A 20,901-nucleotide genomic window follows, 5' to 3' on the forward strand; every position below is an offset into this window, starting at 1 on the left:
TCAGGCAGGACCCCAGCAGTAGACACAGAGCTTGTTGCCTTCCGGGTCGCGGAAGTAGGCGCCGTAGAAGCCATCGGGATCCTTGCTGCGGACGCCCGGCGCACCCTCGTCGCTGCCGCCTAGCTCGAGAGCGAGGGCGTGGGCCCTGTCGACCGCGGCACGGCCGGAGGCCGCGAGCGCGACCATCTGGCCGTTGCCGACTTGTGCGGGCTTTTCGTCGAACGGGGTCACTACCGCCAGCTCGATGCGGCCATCGCCGTAGAACACGCCGCGCACAAAGCTGTGCACCTGGGTGCCCCCCAGAAGTTCGACGAGCGGATCGTAGAAGCGTTTCGCTTTCTCGACGTCATTCGAACCGATGACCGCATAGCCGATCATCAGCAGTCTTCTCCATCTTCGATGGTGATGACCTTTTCCGGACACGCGCGCATGCCGCGGATCGCCTGCTTGCGAAGGCTTTCGTCCACTTCCTTGTAAGGGGTGGTGTTGAACCCGTTGTCGTCGAGGTCATAGACCTCGGGGGCAACGGCGGCACAGCGGGCGTGGCCGACGCAGCGTTCGACGTCGGTGCGGATCTTGACAGTCATGCGTGTTCCTCCTCGCGAGCGATGGCATCCGCCAGCCTTCCGCCGATGATGTCGACAGCTTCGCCGACGATGGTTTCGACCAGTTCGCGAACGGTCGGGATGTCGTTGATGATTCCCTGCACCATGCCCGCAGTCCAGATGCCGTGTTCGGTATTGCCGCTCTCCAGCCCTTCGCGGCCCTTCGCGCCTTTGACCAAGGCGGCCACTTCCTCGAACGGCTTCCCCTCGGCCTCGATCGCAATGACCTTTTCACTGATCGCGTTTTTCGCCACCCGCGCCGTGTTGCGATAGGTGCGGAAGATCAGGGCCGTCGCCCGCTCGTCCCCGTCGACCAGCGCCTGCTTGAAATTACGGTGGATCGGCGCCTCTTCGGTCGCGCAGAAACGTGTGCCCATGTTGATGCCGTCCGCCCCCAGCGCGAGCGCCGCCACCAGGCCGCGTGCGTCGCCAAAGCCGCCCGAGGCGAGCATGGGCACCGTGACTACGTTGGCCGCCGCCGGGATCAGCACGAGGCCCGGAATGTCGTCCTCGCCCGGATGACCCGCGCACTCGAATCCGTCGATCGAGATCGCATCCACGCCCATGCGTTCTGCCGATAGCGCATGCCGGACGGCCGTACACTTGTGGATGACCTTTACGCCGTGCTTCTTGAGCTCGTCGACATGCTCCTGCGGCCTGTAGCCGGCGGTTTCCACGATCTTGACGCCACCCTCGATGATCGCCTGTCGATACTCCGCATAGGGTGGAGGATTGATGGAGGGCAGGATCGTGAGGTTCACGCCGAACGGCCGGTCGGTCAGGCCGCGACAACGCTCGATTTCCTTCATCAGGTCATCGGGCGTGGGCTGGGTCAGCGCGGTCAGGAAGCCGAGCGCACCCGCGTTGGCGACCGCGGATGTCAGCTCGGCGCGGCCGACCCACTGCATTCCGCCCTGCGCGATCGGATGATCGACCCCGAAGACCTCGGTGAACCGTGTCCTTAACCTGGTCATGCCGGTCGCGCTCCGGAGAATTGCGGCGCCCGCTTTTCCTTGAAGGCATTCACGCCTTCCTTATAATCGGGCGAGAGGCCGCATTGCTTCTGCATATCGCGCTCGCGATCCAGCGCATCGTCGAGCGTCGACGACCAGCTTTCGCGGATCGCGCGCTTGGCTGAAGCAAGCCCGAACGTCGGCGCATTGGCGAGCTTGGCCAACATGGCATCGACCTCGGCATCGAAATCCTCGTCCGGGATCGCTTTCCAGATCATGCCGAATTCGGCCGCCTGTTGCGCGGTGAGACGCTCGTTGAGCAGGGTGAAGGCCATGGCGCGGGCCTGACCCATAGCCTTGGGCAAAAGATAGGTGCCGCCCGAATCCGGGACAAGCCCGATCGCCGAGAAGGCCTGGGCAAACTTGGCCGAAGCCTTGGCGACCACGATGTCGCAGGCGGCCGCGATGTTGACCCCGGCCCCTGCGGCCACGCCGTTGACGGCGCAGATCACCGGCAGCGGCAGCGCGACCAACCGGCGCACCAGTGGGTTGTAGTCGTTCTGCGGCCCTTGCGAGAGGTCGAGCGGCCCTGCATTCACATCACGGTCGCCCAGATCCTGGCCGGCGCAGAAGCCCCTGCCCGCCCCGGTAACGAGGAGGACGCGCGCACCGGCGTCGTCCTCGATCCGGGTCAGCGCGTCACGCACTTCTTCGTGCATCCTCGCATTGAAACTGTTAAGCTTGTCGGGCCGGTTGAGCGTCAGGCGATAGGCACCGCCTGCAACGTCGAGGATGATCGTCTCGTATGCCATGCTGTCATCGGCCTCAGGCTGGTGTCGGGAAGGCGAGAATGCGCTTGCGCTGTTCGCGAAGAGCACCCCACATCATGTCGGCAAAATGCGCGCGCTTGAGATAGTGATGCACGTTGGCCTCGGACGTGAAGCCGAATGCGCCGTGGACCTGGATGCAGTCGGCCGCGTTCCTGACCGCGGTTTCGCAGGCCACGATCTTGCTGGCCGTGGCGTGGAACGGCGTGTCGGGCGAACCCTCGTCCATCACCAGCGCGGCAAACGATGCCTGGCAAAGCGCCGCCTCCGAACGGATAGCCATGTCGGCGCAGATATGCTTGATCGACTGGAACGCGCCGATCGGCTGGCCGAACTGTTCGCGAATGCCCGCATAATCGACCGCAAGGTCGCGCGCCCCTTCGCCAATGCCCACGGCGTAGGCGCCGATCAGCATCAAGGCACGGTCATGGATGTTGTCGACGTCGGCAGGGATCGAGACGCGCGGCGAGCCGACCAGCTTCGCACGCTCGAGGATGAGGACACTGTCCGTCGAATCGACCCTCGTGATCCCGTCGAAGGCGTCGCGCGGATAGAGCCCTGCTTCGGCTTCGGTGACGAACAGGATCCAGTCGGCGTCCTCGGCCTCCAACAGATGGTAGTCTTTCGGCCCTGCCGCAGCCCCGCGCGAGTTGGCGAGGCCGACTTTGAGTCCGCCTGCCAGCAATTCGTCACGCAAGTCCTCGTCGCCTGCGAACGCGGCAATGCGTGCGCCCAGCACCAAGCCGAAGATCACGGGCGAGACGAGGTGATAGCCGAACTGCTGGAAGGCCAGCATCTCCTCGGCGGCACTGAAACCCACACCGCCCTTGTCCTCGGGCAGCCCGAGGGCAAAGAAGCCGAGCTCGCCCAGCTGCGGCCAGAGCCTGGCGTCGGGGTTGCCGATGGCCCCGAACTCGCGCAGGCGGTCGACCGGCGCTTCGTTTCGGAGGAAGTCCTTGATGGTGTCGACGATCTGCTGCTGATCATCGGAAGGAAGCAGGTCCACGCTCTAGTCTCCTGAAAATCAGCGGCTGCGCGGCAAGCCGAGAACGCGCTCGCCAATGATGTTGCGCTGGATCTGCGACGTACCTGCGGCGATCGTCGTCGCGTAGGTCCGCAGGTAGAAGTACACCCAGTCGTCGTCTTCCGGGTTTTCCAGCCCGTCGGTGCCGATGATGTCGAAGGCGAGGCGGCGAACGCGCTGCTGCACCTGGCCCACCATGGCGCGCATGAGCGAAGCCATCGCGGGGCTGACATCGTGCTGGGCCCTGCTTACGACCATGTAGGTCATCGCGCGGGCGGCTGCCATGTCGGCGCGAAGCTGCGCCAGACGCGATCCGAATTCGTCGTTGTCGATGAATTCCTCGCCGTACCGGTCGCGGGCGCGCTTGATCATTTCCTCCACGAGGAAGGCATAGCGGATCTGGTCCTTGATCTGCGCGGTCCCGCGCTCGAACCCGAGGGTGGACATGGCGACTGACCAGCCGTTGTTGAGCCCGCCCACCACGTTCTTCAGCGGCACGCGCGCTTCATCGTAGAAGCATTGCACGAAGTGCGTGTGGTTCGGGGCGGTCATGATCTCGATCGGCCGCAGTTCGAGGCCCGGCGTGTTCATATCGAAGATGACCCAGCTGATGCCCCGGTGCTTGGCCGCATCGGGATCGGTGCGCACCAGCAGTTCCTGCATGTCGGCAAGGTGCCCGTGGCTGGTCCAGATCTTGGACCCGGTAACGACAAGTTCGTCGCCATCGACATAGGCGCGGGTCTTTAGCGAAGCGAGGTCGGACCCCGCGTTCGGTTCGGAGAAGCCTTGGCACCAGATTTTCTCGCCCGATAGGATCGGACGCAGGTGTTGCTTCTTCTGGTCTTCGTCACCGCGGGCGATAATCGTTGGCCCGCCGTGATTGAGGCCGACGAAGCACAGGTGGTTGTCCGGCGCGTTGGCGCGGGCGTACTCCTCGTACCAGATGAGCTGGCGCGTCAGGCCAAGGCCCATGCCGCCGTATTCTTTGGGCCACGAAACGCCGGCCCAGCCGCCATCGTACTGGCATTTCTGCCAGGCCATGTCGTATTCGCGCATTTCCTCGCCGCCGTGGGGACGACGTTCCTTGAAGACATTCGCGTTCAGCCATTCGCGCGCTTCCTCGCGGAATTTCTGATCCTCGGCGGAAAATTTGAGATCCATGAATCAACTGCCCCGTGTTTGGCGTTGCAGCGGGTCTAGCCAGCCCGCGTCCCGGATTCCAAAACGCGATTCATGGCATTTAGGTAGTTAGGGTGCAGCCCCGTCCCCGGAACCGCTTTCGATCAGCATACGTTCGCACATGGTCCAGAATCGTTCGGCGGCGCGGCCTAGTTCCCGGCCCCGCACGCGGCACAGCACATGCTCGACACCCAGTCCGTCGACCGGAATCGCGCGCACGTGCGGATCGAGCGCGGCAAGAGCCTTCTCGTCGAGTGCCATGGCCACCATCGCGCCGCGGCTGGTGACCGAATGCTCGATAGCGCGACGATCGAATTCGGGCACCTCGCTGGTGGCGATACCTTCGGCCTTGAACCTTTCGCGCAGGCTCGAATCGAGGGCATTGCCCCATTCCTTGGGCGGCACGCCGACTGTCGCGCCTCTAATGTCCTCCAACTTCCTGGCTTTTTTCGCGGGGACCAGAACGTAAATGCCTGGCGATCCGAAGGAGAGCGCGTCCATCTCGGGAGCGCTCTCAGCCCACTCCCGCGGGAGCAGCGCCAGATCCAGGCTCCACTCGTCGAGCGACTTCACCAGGTCCGCCGGATAGTTCATTTCGGTATCCAACTCGAAGTTGAAGTAACGATTTGCAAAATCCAGCGTCGTCGCCTTAAGCGCGGGGACGTCGATGATGGGGACATAGCAACCCAGCTTCACCATCTGGCTGCGGGACTGCGACAAGCTGCGCGCGGTTTCGCGGAACAGCCGTGCCGATTCCGCGATCTGCCGGGCATGAGGCAGCAGGAGTTCGCCGGCTTCCGACACGCGTACGCCCACGTTCTCACGGATCAGCAACTGCACGCCAAGTTCGTATTCAAGCTTGCGCAGCTGCGCCGACAGCCAAGGCTGTGCAATGTTGAGCTTCGTCGCGGCGCGGGTGAAGGAGCCTTCCTCGGCGATCGTGGCGAAAAGTGTGATCCAGCGTAGATTCATTCCCTCTTCCTATCCCTCCGACTAATCTAGTCAACGTGCTCTGAGGGCGCCATTTGAAGCAGACAGCGAAATGCGCCGCGCCGGACAGTCTTGCTCCTAATTTTTGGCAAACCCGTCTGCGTTTCCGTTTGCGATATCCGGTAGGCATAGATCGAGCGGCGAAGACTGGCTTCAGGCATATTTTGCCGGTCGGCCACGGCCTAGCTCCTGATGTGACAAGGTGATGCGAATGACAAAAGCCGCAACGACAGAACAGCCTGTCGCGCCCTATACCAAGATTGACGAGGCCGGTGATCCCTATCTTGTCGGAAGCCGCTGCGGTGCCTGTGCGCAGACCCACCTCGGCGAATTCGAGAATTGCCCGAAATGTGGCGCACGCGGCCAGATGACCGAGCTCAGGCTTGCCAATCATGGCACGCTCTACAACTACACGATCGTCCATCGCAGCCTGCCGGGCGTGAAAGTACCCTTCGTGTCGGCGACGGTCGATCTTGACGGCGGCGGCACGGTGCGCGGCAACCTGCTCGATATCGAGCCCGACCCCGAGCACGTGAAGTTCGGCATGCCCGTCGATGTCGTCTTCCGCTCCGCCTCGACCGCCGTTGCCAATGGCGAAGGCTATCTTGCCCACTTCTTCGTTCCAGCACAGGAGGCCGCACGATGAGCAACGACGTCTATGTGGTAGGCATCGACATGATCAAGTTCGGCCGCTTTGACGATGCTAAGCCCGAGACGCTGGCTGCCCAGGCTGCCCTAATGGCGTTGGACGATTGCGGCCTGAAGATCGAGGACATGCAGGCCATCTATGCCGGCACCTGCAACGGCACGATGATGGGCCAGCGCATGCTGCACTACATCGGCCAGACCGGCGCGCCGGTCGTCAACGTCACCAATGCCTGTGCCACCGGCGCAACCGCCTTCCGGGAGGCTTTCATCGCGATCAAGGCCGGGATGTACGACATCTGCCTGGCCGTGGGCTCGGAAAAGATGGGCAAGGGCATGCTGGTGCCCAAGAACAGCGGCGGCACGGCCATCCCCACCGAAGGGCTGCTGGGTTCGGGCGTGATGCCTGCCGTCTTCGCGCAAATGGGCATGGAACACACCCGCAAGCATGGCACCACGTTCGAACAATTCGCCCGCGTGTCCGAAAAGAACCACAAGCATTCGGTGCTCAACCCCAAGGCGATGTATCAGAAGGAAACGCCCCTCGACATGGTGATGGCGGCCGAGATGATCGCCTACCCGCTCACCAAGCTGATGTGCTCGGTCAACGTCGACGGTTCGGCGGCCGCCGTGCTGATGAGCGAGAAGCGCACAAGGGAACTGGGTCTGATGGGCCGCGCCATCCGCGTGCGCGGATCGGGACTTGCCAGCGATCCCTTCACCGACCGCAACCTCGTTATGCAGGACGTTAACACCGTCACCCAGCTTGCAGCGAGGCGCGCCTATGAGATGGCCGGCGTCGGGCCCGAAGACGTCAACCTGGTCGAACTGCACGACTGCTTCGCCACGGCCGAAATCCCGCACTACGAGAACCTGGGCCTGTGTGCCGAGGGCGAAGGCGGCGCCTTCCTCGACAGCGGGGCGACGACCCATGGCGGCAAAGTTCCGGTCAACGTGTCGGGCGGGCTGCTCTCCAAGGGGCATCCCTTGGGCGCCACCGGCATCGCCAATATCTACGAGATAGCGCAGCATCTTCGGGGCGAGGCCGGCGCACGCCAGGTCGAAGGCGCGAGAATCGGCCTGACCCACGTCGTCGGCCTCGGCAGCGCCTGTGCGGTGCACGTTCTCGAAAAAGCCTGAAGCCTGACGCACAACGCCCATGAAAAGGGCCGCCGTCCCAGCCGGGGCGGCGGCCCTTTTCGCATCCGGGCAAGGCCGGTCAGCGCACGAAGCGCAGCGGCATGTTTTCCCAGCTGTTGCGGATGATGTGGACGACCGGCTTCGGCTCGGCGGTCAGTTCGATGCGCTCGAATTTGTCGAGCATCGCGTTGAGCGTGATGATCCCTTCCATCCTCGCGAGGCGCGAACCGAGGCAGACATGCGGCCCCGCTCCGAACGCGAGGTGGCGCGACGCGTTCGCGCGGCCCGCGTCGAACTTGTGCGGGTCGGCGAACACCTCGGGATCGCGGTTGGCGGCCCAGTACATCAGGTAGACATGCTCGCCTTCCTTCATCTGCTGGCCGTTGATCTCGACGTCCTGGTGCACATAGCGCAGGAATGCCCGGGCCGGAGAGACGAGGCGCAGTGTCTCCTCGATCGCGGTCTTCACCAGCGAGCGATCCTGCTTCAGCCGCTGCCACTGGTCAGGGTTCTTGGCAAGGTAGTAAGGTAGGCCCAGCAGCAGCGCCCGCGTGGTGTCGGCACCCGCTGCCATGGCGGTCATGGCGAAGGTGATCACATTGGGTAATTTGACGCCCTTGATGCCATCGAGTTCCGCGTCAAGCAGGACGTCGATCAGAGAAAGGCCGTGCACATTACCCTCCGCGCGCTCCGCCTTGCAGCGCTCCACGTTTTCGGTGATGTAATCCTTGAGCGTGTCGAAGCCCGCGACAGCGGCCATCAGTTCCTGGAAGGGAATGTCGGCACCCAGCTTCTCCAGCTCGTCGCTCCAATGCTGGACGCGAGCCCGATCCGTCGCCGGCAAGCCGATGAGGTGGCATGCCGCCTCGATCGGAAGGCCTGCAGCAAAATCCCAATAGTCGACCTCGCCCTTGTCGCCCATCTCATCCATCATCCGGTCGACATGCGCGGCAACCTTTTCCTGCACCGCCTGGATGGCCGGAACGGTGAAGGCGCCTTGGCTTACCCGGCGCAATTCCTGATGCCGGGGCGGATCCGTGTTGCCGATTTGCTCCCCGCCTTCGGGCCAGAAACCTTCGGAGAAATTCGCATCCCCGGCCTGTTCGCGGTACTTGATCTCGTTAAGGAAGATGCCGCGCGCGTTGCTGAACACATCCGCGCGGGGCGCGATGGCCATGATGTCCCTATGCCGTGTGATGACATAGGTCCTCAGCGGCTCGTACATGTAGAACGGCGCTTCCCGCTGCATCCATTCGAATGTCGGCCACGGATCGTCGAGGTAGAAATTTGGGTCTTCGATCGGAACTTGTCGTTCGATCGTCGCGGGCTCGGACATAAGCTTCCTCTGCTTGCTCACCGCACACGAGCGGCCATGTTCTGGCATCGAATTTACACGAGCCATCCCATCCTTCGCGTACGAATGGGCGGCGAGACAGGTGGATTATGGCTTAGTTCCGCTCAGTCGTCGCCACGCTTGTCTATGACCAGCCGCTGCATGGAACGGCGATGGCCCTGGTAGTCATTGACCGCGAAGTGCCAGGTCTGGCGGTTGTCCCAGATCGCGATCGTATTTTCGCGCCAACGCAGGCGGAACTGGAACTCGGGCTGAAGGCAATGCTCGAACAGCGAGTCGAGCAGGCCCTGTGACAACTTTGCCGACCAGCCGTCGAATTTCACGACATAGCCGGGATTGATGAACAGCACTTCCTCGCCCGTTTCGGGAAGGGTGGTGACGACGGGGTGAACCGCGGTCTTGTTCGGACCAATCTTGCCGCCCTGCGGCGGACGTTCGGCAAGGAACTGAGCGGCGTACTTGCCGTCGCGGATCAGGTAGGACCGCGAATGCAGCCCCTTGAGCGTGCGCAGCGTTTCCTTGACCGCATCCGGCAAGGCGGCAAAGGCGGCTTTGGCACTGAGGAAGAGAGTGTCGCCGCCATGGGGCGGCAGGTCAACCGCGCGCAGCATGGTATAGGCCATTGGGCGTTCGAGATAGGTATGATCGGTATGCCACATGTCGCCGATACTGGTGACGTGATCCGCTTCCTTGATAAGCGATCCGACCTGCGGGAAGCCATCGGGATGGGCGAGCGTGTCGTTCGGCTCAAGCTCCCCGAAAGCCTCACCCAGGCGGACATACTGCTCCATCGTCAATTCTTGGTCAGGGATGACGAGGACCCCGTAGCGCGAAAGGGCAGCGCGCAATTCTCGGCAGGTCTGCGCCGACAGCGGGCACGACAGGTCGATCCCACGCACTTCGCCGCCGATGAATCCGCCGATGGGGCGGACCTCAAGCCCCGGCTTGGCCATCTGCCGTTCGAGTTCAGTCGTCGTCATGTCGTCCTCTCCTTCACCGTCCATGATATCGTGCGGGACTGGGCCGAAACAAAGGGCATTTGAGCATACGATTGTTGACGTTCTAGCATAAATTTATATGGCCATGGATCATGAACCCGCTTCACCTCTGTCGTTTTGCCAAGGTTGCGCAACAGCTGTCGTTCAGCGCTGCAGCCCGCACGCTTGGCGTGGACCAGGCGACCCTGTCACGTCAGGTCCGACTATTGGAACGGGAACTGGGCTTCGCACTTTTCGTGCGTACAACCCGCGCTGTCCGCCTGACGCCTGAGGGCGAAGCGCTATTGCCCGAGGCGATCGCCCTGGCGGATGCAATGGACGCAGCGCAGCGGATGGTGGACCTGCTGTCGAGCGAGAACGACGCACGGGTCCGTTTCGGCATGCATCCCTTCGTCTACTGGTCGCCGCAGGTCCGCAACCTACTCGACAGGTTCTGCACAGCAGGGCGCGGAGTTGTTACAACGACAAGCGGGGATAGCGCCCGCAACCTTGCCCGGCTCGGCGCGCGCACGCTGGATGCAGCGCTTGTTATTGCCGGATGCACCGGGCCGGCCCATGATGTCTTGCCCCTGATGAATGTACGCCCCCACCTGATCCTGCCCGCCGAACATCCCCTTGCGAAAAGAGCCTCACTCGATCCGGCCGACCTTGTCGGCCTTCGCGTAGCCACCTTCCGCCCCCACCGCGACCATGAGGATTTCGACAAGGTCTACGGCCCGATCCTTTCGGGCGGAGTCGATCCGGTTCATGTCAGCGAAGGTGCGGCCGCCGTCGTTTTTCATGCCGCGGCCGATCGGTTGGCGATGATCAGCCTCCGGCCCCGAGATAATCCTGCGCCCGACGGTTTCGTGCGCCGTGCGCTCAACGGCCTGCAGCCGGTATCCTTCGTGCTTGCCCGCCTTTCGGGCGAGAACCGCGGGACGCTGAACCGATTCTGGAACACGGCTCGTCGCGTCATCGCTAACTGACAATCAGGCTTGGCGCGGGCGGCCGCCTTAGTTGGACTGGCTCGGAACGATCCTCATTCCGCACGATGCGCCAGGCACCTTACCCTCAGCCGACGACATGAAAAGGCGGGCAGGCCCGTGTGCACTACGCAGGCATCTAGCCGGTGGGGCGGGGTCGTGAAGATCGGCATGGAAAGGCAACTGAAAGCCAACCAGTACGGCTTGTCCCGCGCGGCGATTATCGCCACCGAAATCGAACGGCAATTATGGATACGGTGATCGCCGCCTTGACTCGCACCTCTGGCGAACCGGCGAAGGAGCAGCGTTTTGCCCTTTGGAGGGCGTGATGGCGCAACATGTAGGCGAAAGTGGCCATGCCGCCCGTCACGGCCCGATCCCGCCCAGTCTAATGAATAGCGAGCGGAGCGGAACCGCATTGACTCCGCCGAGCGGATAGAGGGCAACCGCTTCGGTAACGACAAACAACAACAGCCCCAGCGGTCCGTCGCGCCTATACCGGCACAGGGCACTACGAAAACGGTCAGCAGGCCGAGCGCGAGTACGCTGACCACGGCACAAGGAAAGCGTCATCGCGGAGCAGTTGGCAAGCGACCAGCGAGAGCCACGCCAGCACCAAGTTGCGAAAAACTTGACGGCAGGGGATCGCGCATCAGATAGGCCACGGCCAGCCCCCAGATCGAGCCCGGAGCGCGCGCCTCCATCTCGTTGAGCAAGGCTACCCTGAACAGCGGAAGGGGGCTAGCCAAGGCCACAGCCAGCGCAAACTGCCATGGCCGGCATGCGGCGCGCCGTGCTCCTCAGGTCCCGGTGAAGACCGGGTCGCGCTTCTCGCGGAAAGCAAGGCTGGCTTCTTTCACGTCCTTTGTGCGGACGCAGCGTGCGGTGTTGTAGGCCTCACGCTCGATCGTGTGTTCGAGATTACCTGCCGCGGCGGTGTGCAGGTTCTGCTTCATGCATCGAAACGCAACCGTCGGCCCTGCGGCAAGCGTCGCGGCAAAGGCCTCTGCCGCCTCAGCAAAGCCTTCCGCAGGAAGAACGAGGTTGGCGAGGCCAATTGCCTCGCACCGCGCCGCGTCCAACTTCTCGTTCAGCATCATCAGTTCCACCGCCCGTGCGGGGCCCGCCAGCCGATGCAGGAAATAGGTGAGGCCCAAGTCTCCGCTCAGTCCGATGCGGGCATAGGCAGTGCGCATGACCGCATCGCTTGCCATCACGCGAAGGTCGCAGGCCAGCGCCAGCGCCATGCCCGATCCTGCCGCCGCACCGTTGACCAGCGCGATCGTCGGCTTGCCCATGCGGTGCAGCGCAATCGCCGTGCGGCCATGCGCGATGATCGTGTCGGCGCGTTCCTCTATTGTCTCGGCTCGCGAAGCATTGGCCGCATCTTCGCTGCTCTTGCGCACGTCGCCGCCCGAACAGAAGGCCCTGCCCGCCCCGGTCAGCGCCACCGCGCCGACATCGGGATCGTTGCCCGCGGCCACGACCGCCTCCTGCAGTCGGTGATGCAGGTCGGCGGTCAGCGCGTTCATCCGGTCGGGGCGGTTCAGCATGATGATCCGCAGCCGCCCCTCGTCGCGAACCAGGAGTCCGCCGCTGTCCGCCGCGCTCACCGCACTTTCCACGGCTTGGACTGGGAAATCGACTTGCCCGCAGCTTTCACGCCCACGGCCCCCTTGCTGACTTGCACGTACTGCACGGCGCCCGCGATCGCCTGGTCCCGGGGCAGGCTCTGCGCCAGCCACAACGCCTTGATGCTGCCTTGTGTCGGGACAGGATCGCGCGCGGCGATGCTCCGCGCGATCTCGTTCGCGCGATCCCACAGATCCTCACGCTTCACCACCTCGGTCACCAAGCTGATGCGCATGGCGGTTTCGGCGCCGATGCGCTCCTCGTCAGCCATCAGCACCATGCGGCTGATTTCCTGATAGGGGATGCGGCCCAGCATGCCGATCGGCTCCACCGACGACAGCTTGCCGAATTTCAGGTGAGGGTCGAAGAAGGTCGCGTCTTCGGAACAGATGGCGATGTCCGCCTCGTTCAGCCAGTAGAACGCGCCGCCGGCGGCCATGCCGTGCACGGCGACGACGAACGGCTTCCAGACGCGGTTGGTCTTCGGGCCCAGCCAGTCACCCGGATCGTCATAGTCGAACGGAGCAGGCATCTCGTCCTCGGCCCGCCAGCCGGTCCGGATATCCACCCCGGTGCAGAACGCCTTTCCCTCAGCAGCGCGCAAGACGATGCAGCGCACTTCCTCCGCACGGCGCGACTCGTTCCACAACCGCTCGAAATCGCGGATAGTGTCGTTATTGAAGCTGTTCGCCTTTTCCGGGCGGTTCAGGGTCACGGTCAGCACGCCGTCCGCGAGGTCGACGAGGATGTTGGTGTAGTCGTTCTGTTCAAACATGAAGCAAGGCCTATCACTCAAAGCGGCTGGCACTACTACGTGATCGCGCCCATTCAGGAATTATTGCTTTGCCGTATCGGGCTCGAAAAGCGCCAGCCACGTATCCTCGATGTTCTCGAAAACGACGCGCACCTTCATGCCGATGCTAAGGGCGTCGAGATCGCAGTTGACTATGTTGGTAGTGAGGTTGAGACCCGCCTGCTCGTCCAAGGTGACAGCGCCCACGGCGAAGGGCTCGTCCAGCCCGCGGAACCACTTTTGCCGGTTCACCGTCCAGGTCTCCAGCGTGCCCTTGCCCGACACGGCCTCGGGCGTTACGTCACGCGAGTGACACTGCGGACATGCGTCGCGGTGCGGGTGAATATAGTGGCCGCAGGACTGGCAGCGCGTGATGCGAAGCACGCCGTCCGCGCCGCACCGCCAGAATTCGCCGCGCGCACCCTCCTCGATAACGGGGAGGTAGCGTCGGGGCGGGGAATTGCGCAGTGTCTGTGTCATGGCGTCGGGATCCTGTATCGTCGGGCCGGTTGCTAACTCCATAGCGCGCCACAGTGCAACCGACGTGGTTCAGGCCCGATCTCGCCCAAACCCCGCAAATCCGCCTTCTGTGCCCCGGAAATGGAGAGATGCACCGATATCTCGTGCAATACATATGGTCCTTGTGCCGCCATATCTGAAAGTAGGGCACAGACCCCAAGCACACGTCCGATGAGGAATACTGATGCCAATCGCTAACGGCCGGATAGAGGCAGCAATCACCGGCGTCGGACTTTGCGCCCCGGGCCGCGACAACGCGCGCCCGATCATGGACGTCATGCTCGATGCAATCGACGAGGCACTGGCCGATGCCGGCCTGACGCTCAAGGACATCGACGGCATCGCCACATTCCCGCTGCGGGCCTCCACCAAGAACGATTCCCCGATCGACGTGACCGAGCTGAAGGAAACGCTGGGCATCGACCTCAATTTCTTCTCGGGCGGCGTGGAAGGGCCAGCGCAGTTCACCTCTATTTTCGACGCGGTGGGCGCGGTGATGTCGGGGCAGGCACGGCACGTGTTGTGCTATCGCACCCTTGCCCAGTATACCCAGCAGCTTCACGACCGTGCCCACCCGCGCAAACCTTCTGACGGGTACGAGCGCGTCAGTGGCAAGTGGATGTACCACCGCCCGTTTGACGTCGTTTCGCCCGTAGCTTGCACGGCCATGATGTTCCGCCGTCACATGCACGAATTCGGCACGACGAAGGAACAGCTTGGCCACCTGGTTCTCAATACGCGCAAGAACGCGGCCAGGAACCCGCGCGCCATCTATCGCGATCCGATGACAATGGAAGATTATCTGAACGCGCGCATGATCTGCGACCCGCTGGGCCTGTACGATTGCGATGCGCTGCTCGACTCGTCGACGGTAATTATCGTCTCGCGCCTCGATGCGGCGAGGGACACACGCAAGAAACCGCTAATCATCGAGAGCATTTCCGGACGGGTGGGCAACCACTACAGCTGGGACCAGTTCGAGCCCAAGTGGGGCATGATGGCGCTCGAGAACGGGCCCCACTTGTGGACGAAAACCGACTTCAAACCCAAGGACGTGCGGGTCGCCAATCTCTATGACGGGTTCAGCCCCCAGACGCTGATCTGGCTCGAGGCGCTGGGTTTCTGCGGCCACGGCGAAAGCGGGGCTTTCGTCGATGGCGGCCATCGCATCGCACTGGACGGAGAACTTCCCGTCAACACTGGCGGCGGCCAGCTTTCGGGCGGACGCATGCACGGATTTGGCCTGCTTTGGGAAACCTGCATCCAGATGTGGGGCGAAGGCGGCGAACGGCAGGTGCCGGGCAACGTCAATGTCGGCGTGGCGGCTGCTGGCGGCGGTCCGCTGGCCGGATCTATCCTGTTGCGCCGCGACTGAGGGTTGCGACGTGCGCAGCCCTGTGGCTGCGCCCGGCCGATCAGTCCATCACGAGCACGGTCTTGCCTGGCGTCTTGCCGGAGGCGGCATTCAGCAGCGCCTCGCGGAAACGTTCGAACGCGAATGTCTGCACGGGCGGCGGGGGAAACGTTCCGTCGGCAAGCCATTGGCGCAGGAGATCGCGGTTCGCTTCGGCGGCATCGGCCTCGCGCAGATTGAAATTGCGAATGTCGACGCCGACGAGAGATGCACCTTTCAGCAGCGGAAGGTTGGCTTTCAGATAGGGTATCTTGCCGGCAACGAAACCGATGACGAGATGGCGACCCTTCCAGCCGAGCGAGCGGAACGCCGGACCGAACAGTGGTCCGCAAACGGGATCGAACACTACATCCAACTGCCCGCGCCCGTTCGCTTCGCCGGACACCCTTGCCGCGGCATCGGCCAGCCTGTCGCGCCAGCCCTCGGGAGCGGTATCGACGCACGCCGCAGAGCCCAGCGCCCGCGCATAAAGGCGCTTTTCTTCCGTCGACGCCGCGGCGATGACTCTCGCACCAAGGATCTGCGCGATCGTCACCGCCGCGCTTCCCACCCCCCCGGCCGCACCGAAGACCAGCACCGTCTCCCCGACCCGGACCTGGCCCCTGTCCTTGAGAGCATAGAGCGCGGTCAGCGCGTTGACCCTGATGCTCGCCGCCTCGGCAAGGCCCATGCTGGCCGGAAGCTTTGCAAGATGCCGCGCTGGCACAAGCGTGTAATCCGAGAAGCCATCCTTCACTGTCACCATCGAGAGCACCCGTTCGCCCACGGCCAGACCCTCCACATCCGGCCCCAATGCATCGACGATGCCTGCGACTTCGACTCCGGGCACGAAAGGCACCGTCGCCGCCATCTGGTAGCGGCCTGTCGCGTGCAGAGCATCGACATGGCCGACTCCGCATGCGGCGATGCGCAACCGCACCTCGCCCGCTCCCGGCTCGGGCACGGCCTGCTCGACGATCCTGTAGGCCTCGATCGCGCGCACGGTGTCGGTCCTGATGCAGCGGCCCGGCATGCCTTCTCCTTGTCCATTCTCGATTGATGCGCAGACTAGCCAGGCGTGCGCCGAGCAAAGCATTCGGGTTAGGCGGCACTATGTAATCAGTCACCTTACCCGGCGGCGAAAGCCTGCAATTCCGGGGCTTTCGTAATTTTAGGCGGGCTCGGCGACGTTGTGTCCGCCAGTTGACGGAGCGTCAGTTCGTAATAGTGTGCAGAAAGGTAGAGAGGTTACTCGTGAACGATTTCGAACGCATCAGCTACGAGATGGAAGGCCATGTCGCGATCGTGACAATACGCCGGGCCGAGGCGCGCAACGCGCTCGACAACCTTGCCAATATCGAACTGGGCAAGGCCTTTGACCATTTCGCCAGCGACGACGATGCGTGGGTCGCCATCATTACCGGCGAGGGTGACAAGGCATTCTGCGCCGGCAACGACATGAAGGCGCGTGCCCGCGGTGACCAGTTGACGCAGGACAAGTGGTCGGGCGGATTCGGCGGTCTGGCCAAGCGGCACGACCTGTTCAAGCCGGTGATCGGCGCGGCCAACGGCTCGGCACTGGGCGGCGGCTTCGAGATCCTGCTCGCCTGCGATATCGTGATCGCGGCAGACCATGCCCGGTTCGGCCTGCCCGAAGTGAAGTTCGGCCAGCTTGCCGGCGCAGGCGGCGCGCATCGCGTCCCCCGCGCCTTGCCCTGGCAACAGGCGATGGGCCTGCTTCTTACGGGTCGCAGCATGGCCGCGCAGGAAGCCGCGAACTACGGTTTCGTGAACGAAGTCGTGCCCCATTCCGAACTGATGTCGGCTGCGCGCCGCTGGGCCAGCGAGATCGTGGAGAATTCGCCGCTGGCCGTTCGGGCCACCAAGGAAACCGCGATGTGCGGCCTCGCCCGCCCGCTCAGCGAGGTCATCGACCATTCCTTCCCCGGTCGCGACGCGCTGCGCGCATCCGACGATTTCCTCGAAGGCCCGCGCGCCTTTGCCGAGAAACGCAAGCCGCAGTGGAAGGGCAAGTGAATGCCGCCTCGGGCATGGGGGATGATCCCGCCGGAATAGAGGTTTCGGTGGACGGACCGATCCTGACTGTCGCTCTTGCCCGCCCTGCCCGCCTGAACGCCATCTCGCCCGAGATGCACCTCGCGATGCAGGATGCCTTCGATAGGTTCGAGGCGGACGAAAGCCTGCGGGTGGCAATCCTCACCGCGACGGGCCGGGCCTTCTGCGTCGGATCGGACCTCAAGGCCGCGGCAGAGCGGCGCTCGCGCGGGGAAGGCCCGCTGGCGCTGCCGCCGGGCGGCTATGGCGGGATCGCCAGCCGATTCGGCAGGACGAAGCCGCTGATCGCCGCGATCAACGGCGATGCCTATGGCGGCGGTCTGGAACTGGCCTTGGCCTGCGACCTTGTCGTCATGGTCGATACCGCCCGCCTGTCGCTGCCCGAACCGGGCTTCGGCATGGTCGCGATCGGCGGCGGTCCGCATCGGCTGATCCGAGCGGTGGGGGCCAAGCGGGCGATGGACATCGCACTGACGGGTCGCCGCCTTACCGCCGCAGAGGCGCTGGATTTCGGCCTCGTCAACCGGGTCGTGGGTATCGATGCGCTGGACGACGCGGCGCGCGAACTTGCCCGCACGCTGCTGCGCTGCGGGCCGGGTGCGCTCGCCACGACGATGCAGATGGTTGAAACCTCGCTGGACTACCCATCGCTCCCGGAGGCCTTGGCCCGCCAGGAACAGGCGCCCGCGATGCAGCGCTGGCGCGCGAGCGACGAGGCGCTGGAAGGCGCGCGCGCCTTTGCCGCAAAGCGCGAACCGGCGTGGCGGGCACAATGACCGTTCCGGCGCAGACCCTGCCGTTCGTCGGCCTTCGCGTCATTGAGTGCGCCAGCGGTATCGCCGGATCGGTGGCGGCGATGATGCTGGGTCAGATGGGCGCCGAGGTGGTGAAGGTGGAGCCCGCCGGCGGATCGGCCGAGCGGGGCAGCGCCGGTTTTGCCGCGCGCAACCAGGGCAAGCGCAGCATCGCGCTGGACCCGGAGATAGAGGGCGATCGCCTGTCCGGCCTGCTGGCGGGCGCCGACGTGCTGATCCGCGAACCCGGTCTCGCTATCGATACCATGGCCCCGCACCTCGTCACGTGCTGCATTGCCGCCGCGCCAACGGGTATCGGCCACGACGATCTGCCGGCAGACGATTTCCTGGTCATGGCAGCGATCGGCCTGCTCGACGAACAGCCAGCGACGCACCGCGACGGACCTGCCTTCGTGCGCCTGCCCTTCGGCAGCTATTGCGCGGCATGGTTGGCCGCCACGGGGATCGCGGCCAGACTGGTGGCGCGCCTGCGCGGGATGCCCGCGGGGCCTGCCGACACCACGATCATGCAAGGCGCGCTGCTGCCCTCGATGATGCTGTGGCGCGATGCCGAAAGGCCGACGGAGGGGCTGACCGGGCGGATCGACAAGCGTATGCTTCCCTCGATCTTCGAATGCGGCGACGGCGTGTGGCTGCACATCATGAAGAACGCCGACCAGACGCCCCTCATGAAGCGGTTGATGGACGAGATGGGGCCCGATACGGTGGCCGCCGAGAACGCGAAGTGGCCTGCCCATTTCCGTTACCGGAACTGGGGCGCGAACGTCCGCGCATTCCGGAGCAGGCCCAGCGCGGAATGGCTGGAGGATCTGTGGGCATCCGACATCCCGGCCCAGCCGGCGATGCCGATGGGCGAGCTCTATGCCGATGCGCAGGCTGCAGCCAACCGCTACGTCGTGGAATTCGACGACCCCGACGTGGGCACGATCCGCGCGCCCGGCGCACCCGTCACGATCACGCCGCCCGCCGACGCGGGCCGCCCCGTCTCGCGCCCAGATGCCGATCGTGCGCGGGTGCTGCAACCGCGCTGCCCGGTCGAATTTCCCGACCCCGTCAAATCGGCGGCCGCGCCCCTGCTGGAAGGCTTGCGCGTCATCGATTTCGGCAACTACCTCGCCGGGCCGCTGGCGACGATGCTGCTTGCCGACCTTGGCGCCGATGTCATCAAGGTGGAGCCGCCGACCGGCGATCCGATGCGGGCCAACGAATCGGCGTTTCTCGGCTGCCAGAGGGGCAAGCGCTCGCTTGCGGTCGACCTGCGCAATCCCGCGGCGCGCGAGATCATCGCCCGCCTCGTGCAAGGGGCGGACATCGTCCACCACAACATCCGCCTGCCCACCGCGCGCAGGTTCGGCCTCACTTGGGCCGATCTGTCGGCCATCAACCCACGCGTCGTGTTCGGACATGTCAGCGCCTATGGCCCTGAGGGCGAGCGACGCTTCTGGCCCGGTTACGACCAGCTGTTCCAGGCCTCTGCCGGCTGGGAACGCGCCCACGCCGGGGCTGGCAACCGTCCGGCGTGGCTGCGCTTCGGCATGATGGACCACATGTGCGCCGCCTCGCTCGCGTTCGGGATGATGGCCGCGCTTTATCGCCGCGAACGCACCGGCGTGGGCAGTCCGGTCGCCGCGTCGCTGCTGGGAGCAAGCGTGCTGACGATGTCCGATGTCGCCATGCGCCCCGATGGCTCGCTGACCGCGCAAATTCCCGACCTTGATCCCGAACAGACCGGTTTTGCGCCAGGGCGCCGCCTGGCGCGATGCGCCGACGGCTGGATCGCGCATACGGGGCCGGACGCATCGGCCCCCGCGCCCGGTTCCTTGGCCGACACGAGGTGCGAGGATGCGCTGGCCGCGCTGCGTGCGGAGGGCTTTGCCGCGGTGCGCGTGCCGACAGGGGCCGGACAGGCGTTCCTACACGACGGCGCGTTGAAAGAACGCGGTCTAGTCGCGCGTTACCAGCATCCGGTCTACGGCGAACTGCGGCACCCCGGCGCGTTCTGGTCGATGGGCGAGACGCCTGTTGCCCCGCGCCGCGCACCGCCCGCGATCGACCAGCACCGCGACGAGATCCTCGGCGAAATCGGTTTTACATCATCAGACATCAGGCGGTTCGAGGATGCGGGCATCCTGCGCGAACCTCAAGGAGTGGAAGCATAATGAGGTTGGAAGGCAAGGTGGCTGTCGTGACCGGCGCATCACGCGGGATGGGTTACGCGATCACGAAACGCTTCGCAGACGAAGGCGCGCATGTCGTGATGCTGGCACGCGGCCGGGAAGAACTGGACAAGGCGGCCTCGCAAATCGGTTCGCGCGCACTGCCCTATGCCGCCGACATCGGCGATCCGGATGCCCTTCGCACCATATTCACCGACATCGCCAAGCGGTTTGGCGGGCTCGATATTCTAGTCAACAATGCCGCACTGGCAACGCCCAATCCCATCGTCGATGCCCTTGACGCAGACGTCCAGAAGGAAGTCGCAGTAAACATCCTCGGCCCACTTTACTGCTGCCGCGAGTCCATCCCGCTGATGCGCGCGCGCGGCGGGGGCGACATCGTCAATATCAGCTCCGAATCCGTCAATCACCCCTATCCACACCTGGGGCTCTACGCGGCGACGAAATCGGCGCTGGAGACGCTGTCGGTCGTGCTGCGCGCCGAACTTGCGGACGATCGCATCCGGGTTACGACCTATCGATCGGGCAACGTTCGCGGCACCTTCAGCCGGGGCTGGTCGGACGAGGCGCGCACCCGCGCCCGTGCGGCAGCGCGGGATGCAGGCTTCTACGGCCAGTCAGGCGCTCAGATCGAACCCGAGATCCCAGCCGAGACCATTCTCAACGTCATCACGCTCGCCCGCGAGGCGCAAATCGACCTCATCGAACTGCGCGGCGCACAGCCAACCAGCGAAACGATCGCAGCCCGGATGGCGGCAGACCCCTCGAAGGTCTGATCGCCCACAGCCCTGCCAGAACATCGAAAAGAAGGACAAA

21 protein-coding genes are annotated in these 20,901 nt (G+C 64.3%); 8 read left to right on the forward strand and 13 right to left on the reverse strand.

The annotated features are described in order from the left end of the window. The 7 genes from J2X37_RS14250 to J2X37_RS14280 all read right to left on the reverse strand — a co-directional run bounded on the left by J2X37_RS14250 (position 1) and on the right by J2X37_RS14280 (position 5,560). Positions 1–378 carry a VOC family protein gene (locus J2X37_RS14250; protein WP_310022507.1) on the reverse strand — a complete coding sequence of 126 codons (378 nt, stop codon included), beginning with the start codon at positions 376–378 and terminating at the stop codon, positions 1–3. Continuing rightward, positions 378–587 carry a ferredoxin gene (locus tag J2X37_RS14255; protein ID WP_310022511.1) on the reverse strand — a complete coding sequence of 70 codons (210 nt, stop codon included), beginning with the start codon at positions 585–587 and terminating at the stop codon, positions 378–380. Before J2X37_RS14255 ends, J2X37_RS14250 begins: the two co-directional genes overlap by 1 nt. Continuing rightward, positions 584–1,579, reverse strand: a complete 996-nt coding sequence (locus tag J2X37_RS14260) for a nitronate monooxygenase family protein (RefSeq protein ID WP_310022513.1) — start codon at positions 1,577–1,579, stop codon at positions 584–586. The genes J2X37_RS14255 and J2X37_RS14260 overlap by 4 nt, the downstream gene beginning before the upstream one ends. Beyond that, positions 1,576–2,370 (reverse strand): 2-(1,2-epoxy-1,2-dihydrophenyl)acetyl-CoA isomerase PaaG, encoded by a 795-nt coding sequence (paaG, locus tag J2X37_RS14265; protein ID WP_310022516.1) that lies wholly within the window; start codon positions 2,368–2,370, stop codon positions 1,576–1,578. The genes J2X37_RS14260 and paaG overlap by 4 nt, the downstream gene beginning before the upstream one ends. 13 nt (positions 2,371–2,383) lie before the next feature. Beyond that, positions 2,384–3,391: an acyl-CoA dehydrogenase family protein gene (locus J2X37_RS14270; protein WP_310022518.1), complete on the reverse strand. Its 1,008-nt coding sequence runs from the start codon at positions 3,389–3,391 to the stop codon at positions 2,384–2,386. A gap of 18 nt (positions 3,392–3,409) precedes the next feature. After that, positions 3,410–4,570, reverse strand: a complete 1,161-nt coding sequence (locus tag J2X37_RS14275) for an acyl-CoA dehydrogenase family protein (RefSeq protein ID WP_310022520.1) — start codon at positions 4,568–4,570, stop codon at positions 3,410–3,412. 87 nt (positions 4,571–4,657) lie between these two features. Continuing rightward, positions 4,658–5,560, reverse strand: coding sequence for a LysR family transcriptional regulator (locus J2X37_RS14280; RefSeq protein WP_310022521.1), 903 nt, complete (start codon positions 5,558–5,560; stop codon positions 4,658–4,660). A gap of 229 nt (positions 5,561–5,789) precedes the next feature. Here J2X37_RS14280 and J2X37_RS14285 point away from each other — a divergent pair, with 229 nt between their 5' ends. Together J2X37_RS14285 and J2X37_RS14290 are read left to right on the forward strand one after the other, a co-directional pair. Beyond that, positions 5,790–6,224 carry an OB-fold domain-containing protein gene (locus tag J2X37_RS14285; protein ID WP_310022523.1) on the forward strand — a complete coding sequence of 145 codons (435 nt, stop codon included), beginning with the start codon at positions 5,790–5,792 and terminating at the stop codon, positions 6,222–6,224. Next, entirely contained in the window at positions 6,221–7,363 is a 1,143-nt protein-coding gene (locus J2X37_RS14290) for a thiolase family protein (RefSeq protein WP_310022526.1), read from the forward strand. The genes J2X37_RS14285 and J2X37_RS14290 overlap by 4 nt, the downstream gene beginning before the upstream one ends. Before the next feature lie 79 nt (positions 7,364–7,442). Here the strand turns inward: J2X37_RS14290 and J2X37_RS14295 are convergent, their stop codons facing one another. Together J2X37_RS14295 and J2X37_RS14300 are read right to left on the reverse strand one after the other, a co-directional pair. Beyond that, a complete protein-coding gene (locus J2X37_RS14295; RefSeq protein ID WP_310022528.1) occupies positions 7,443–8,699 on the reverse strand; it encodes a cytochrome P450 in 1,257 nt (418 codons plus the stop codon). A 122-nt stretch (positions 8,700–8,821) separates the two neighbouring features. Beyond that, positions 8,822–9,670 carry a TauD/TfdA family dioxygenase gene (locus tag J2X37_RS14300; protein ID WP_310022530.1) on the reverse strand — a complete coding sequence of 283 codons (849 nt, stop codon included), beginning with the start codon at positions 9,668–9,670 and terminating at the stop codon, positions 8,822–8,824. A 137-nt stretch (positions 9,671–9,807) separates the two neighbouring features. Between J2X37_RS14300 and J2X37_RS14305 the strand changes: the two genes are divergently transcribed. Next, positions 9,808–10,683 carry a LysR family transcriptional regulator gene (locus J2X37_RS14305; RefSeq protein WP_310022532.1) on the forward strand — a complete coding sequence of 292 codons (876 nt, stop codon included), beginning with the start codon at positions 9,808–9,810 and terminating at the stop codon, positions 10,681–10,683. Between the two features lie 797 nt (positions 10,684–11,480). Here J2X37_RS14305 and J2X37_RS14310 read toward each other — a convergent pair. Genes J2X37_RS14310 through J2X37_RS14320 form a run of 3 tightly spaced genes read right to left on the reverse strand, consistent with a single transcriptional unit; the run spans position 11,481 to position 13,585 of the window. Beyond that, positions 11,481–12,293: an enoyl-CoA hydratase-related protein gene (locus J2X37_RS14310; protein ID WP_310022534.1), complete on the reverse strand. Its 813-nt coding sequence runs from the start codon at positions 12,291–12,293 to the stop codon at positions 11,481–11,483. After that, positions 12,290–13,087, reverse strand: coding sequence for an enoyl-CoA hydratase/isomerase family protein (locus J2X37_RS14315; RefSeq protein WP_310022536.1), 798 nt, complete (start codon positions 13,085–13,087; stop codon positions 12,290–12,292). Before J2X37_RS14315 ends, J2X37_RS14310 begins: the two co-directional genes overlap by 4 nt. A 60-nt stretch (positions 13,088–13,147) precedes the next feature. Then, positions 13,148–13,585, reverse strand: a complete 438-nt coding sequence (locus J2X37_RS14320) for a Zn-ribbon domain-containing OB-fold protein (RefSeq protein ID WP_310022538.1) — start codon at positions 13,583–13,585, stop codon at positions 13,148–13,150. A 223-nt stretch (positions 13,586–13,808) separates the two neighbouring features. Between J2X37_RS14320 and J2X37_RS14325 the strand changes: the two genes are divergently transcribed. Further along, on the forward strand, positions 13,809–14,999 hold the full coding sequence (locus J2X37_RS14325) for a thiolase family protein (RefSeq protein ID WP_310022540.1): 1,191 nt from the start codon (positions 13,809–13,811) through the stop codon (positions 14,997–14,999). A 40-nt stretch (positions 15,000–15,039) separates the two neighbouring features. Here J2X37_RS14325 and J2X37_RS14330 read toward each other — a convergent pair whose 3' ends face one another. Further along, the gene (locus J2X37_RS14330; protein WP_310022542.1) at positions 15,040–16,050 is read right to left on the reverse strand and encodes an NADPH:quinone oxidoreductase family protein; all 1,011 of its coding nucleotides are present in this window, start codon (positions 16,048–16,050) and stop codon (positions 15,040–15,042) included. A gap of 221 nt (positions 16,051–16,271) precedes the next feature. Between J2X37_RS14330 and J2X37_RS14335 the strand changes: the two genes are divergently transcribed. The 4 genes from J2X37_RS14335 to J2X37_RS14350 are packed head-to-tail and all read left to right on the forward strand — an operon-like array spanning position 16,272 to position 20,861. Continuing rightward, positions 16,272–17,054, forward strand: coding sequence for an enoyl-CoA hydratase-related protein (locus J2X37_RS14335; RefSeq protein ID WP_310022544.1), 783 nt, complete (start codon positions 16,272–16,274; stop codon positions 17,052–17,054). Further along, positions 17,051–17,869, forward strand: coding sequence for an enoyl-CoA hydratase-related protein (locus J2X37_RS14340; protein ID WP_310022546.1), 819 nt, complete (start codon positions 17,051–17,053; stop codon positions 17,867–17,869). Before J2X37_RS14335 ends, J2X37_RS14340 begins: the two co-directional genes overlap by 4 nt. Beyond that, positions 17,866–20,067: a CoA transferase gene (locus tag J2X37_RS14345; RefSeq protein WP_310022548.1), complete on the forward strand. Its 2,202-nt coding sequence runs from the start codon at positions 17,866–17,868 to the stop codon at positions 20,065–20,067. The genes J2X37_RS14340 and J2X37_RS14345 overlap by 4 nt, the downstream gene beginning before the upstream one ends. Further along, positions 20,067–20,861 carry an SDR family oxidoreductase gene (locus J2X37_RS14350; RefSeq protein ID WP_310022551.1) on the forward strand — a complete coding sequence of 265 codons (795 nt, stop codon included), beginning with the start codon at positions 20,067–20,069 and terminating at the stop codon, positions 20,859–20,861. The genes J2X37_RS14345 and J2X37_RS14350 overlap by 1 nt, the downstream gene beginning before the upstream one ends. The last annotated feature ends 40 nt before the right edge of the window (positions 20,862–20,901 follow it).

It is taken from the genome of Croceicoccus sp. BE223, from assembly GCF_031457155.1.
GTDB lineage: Bacteria > Pseudomonadota > Alphaproteobacteria > Sphingomonadales > Sphingomonadaceae > Croceicoccus.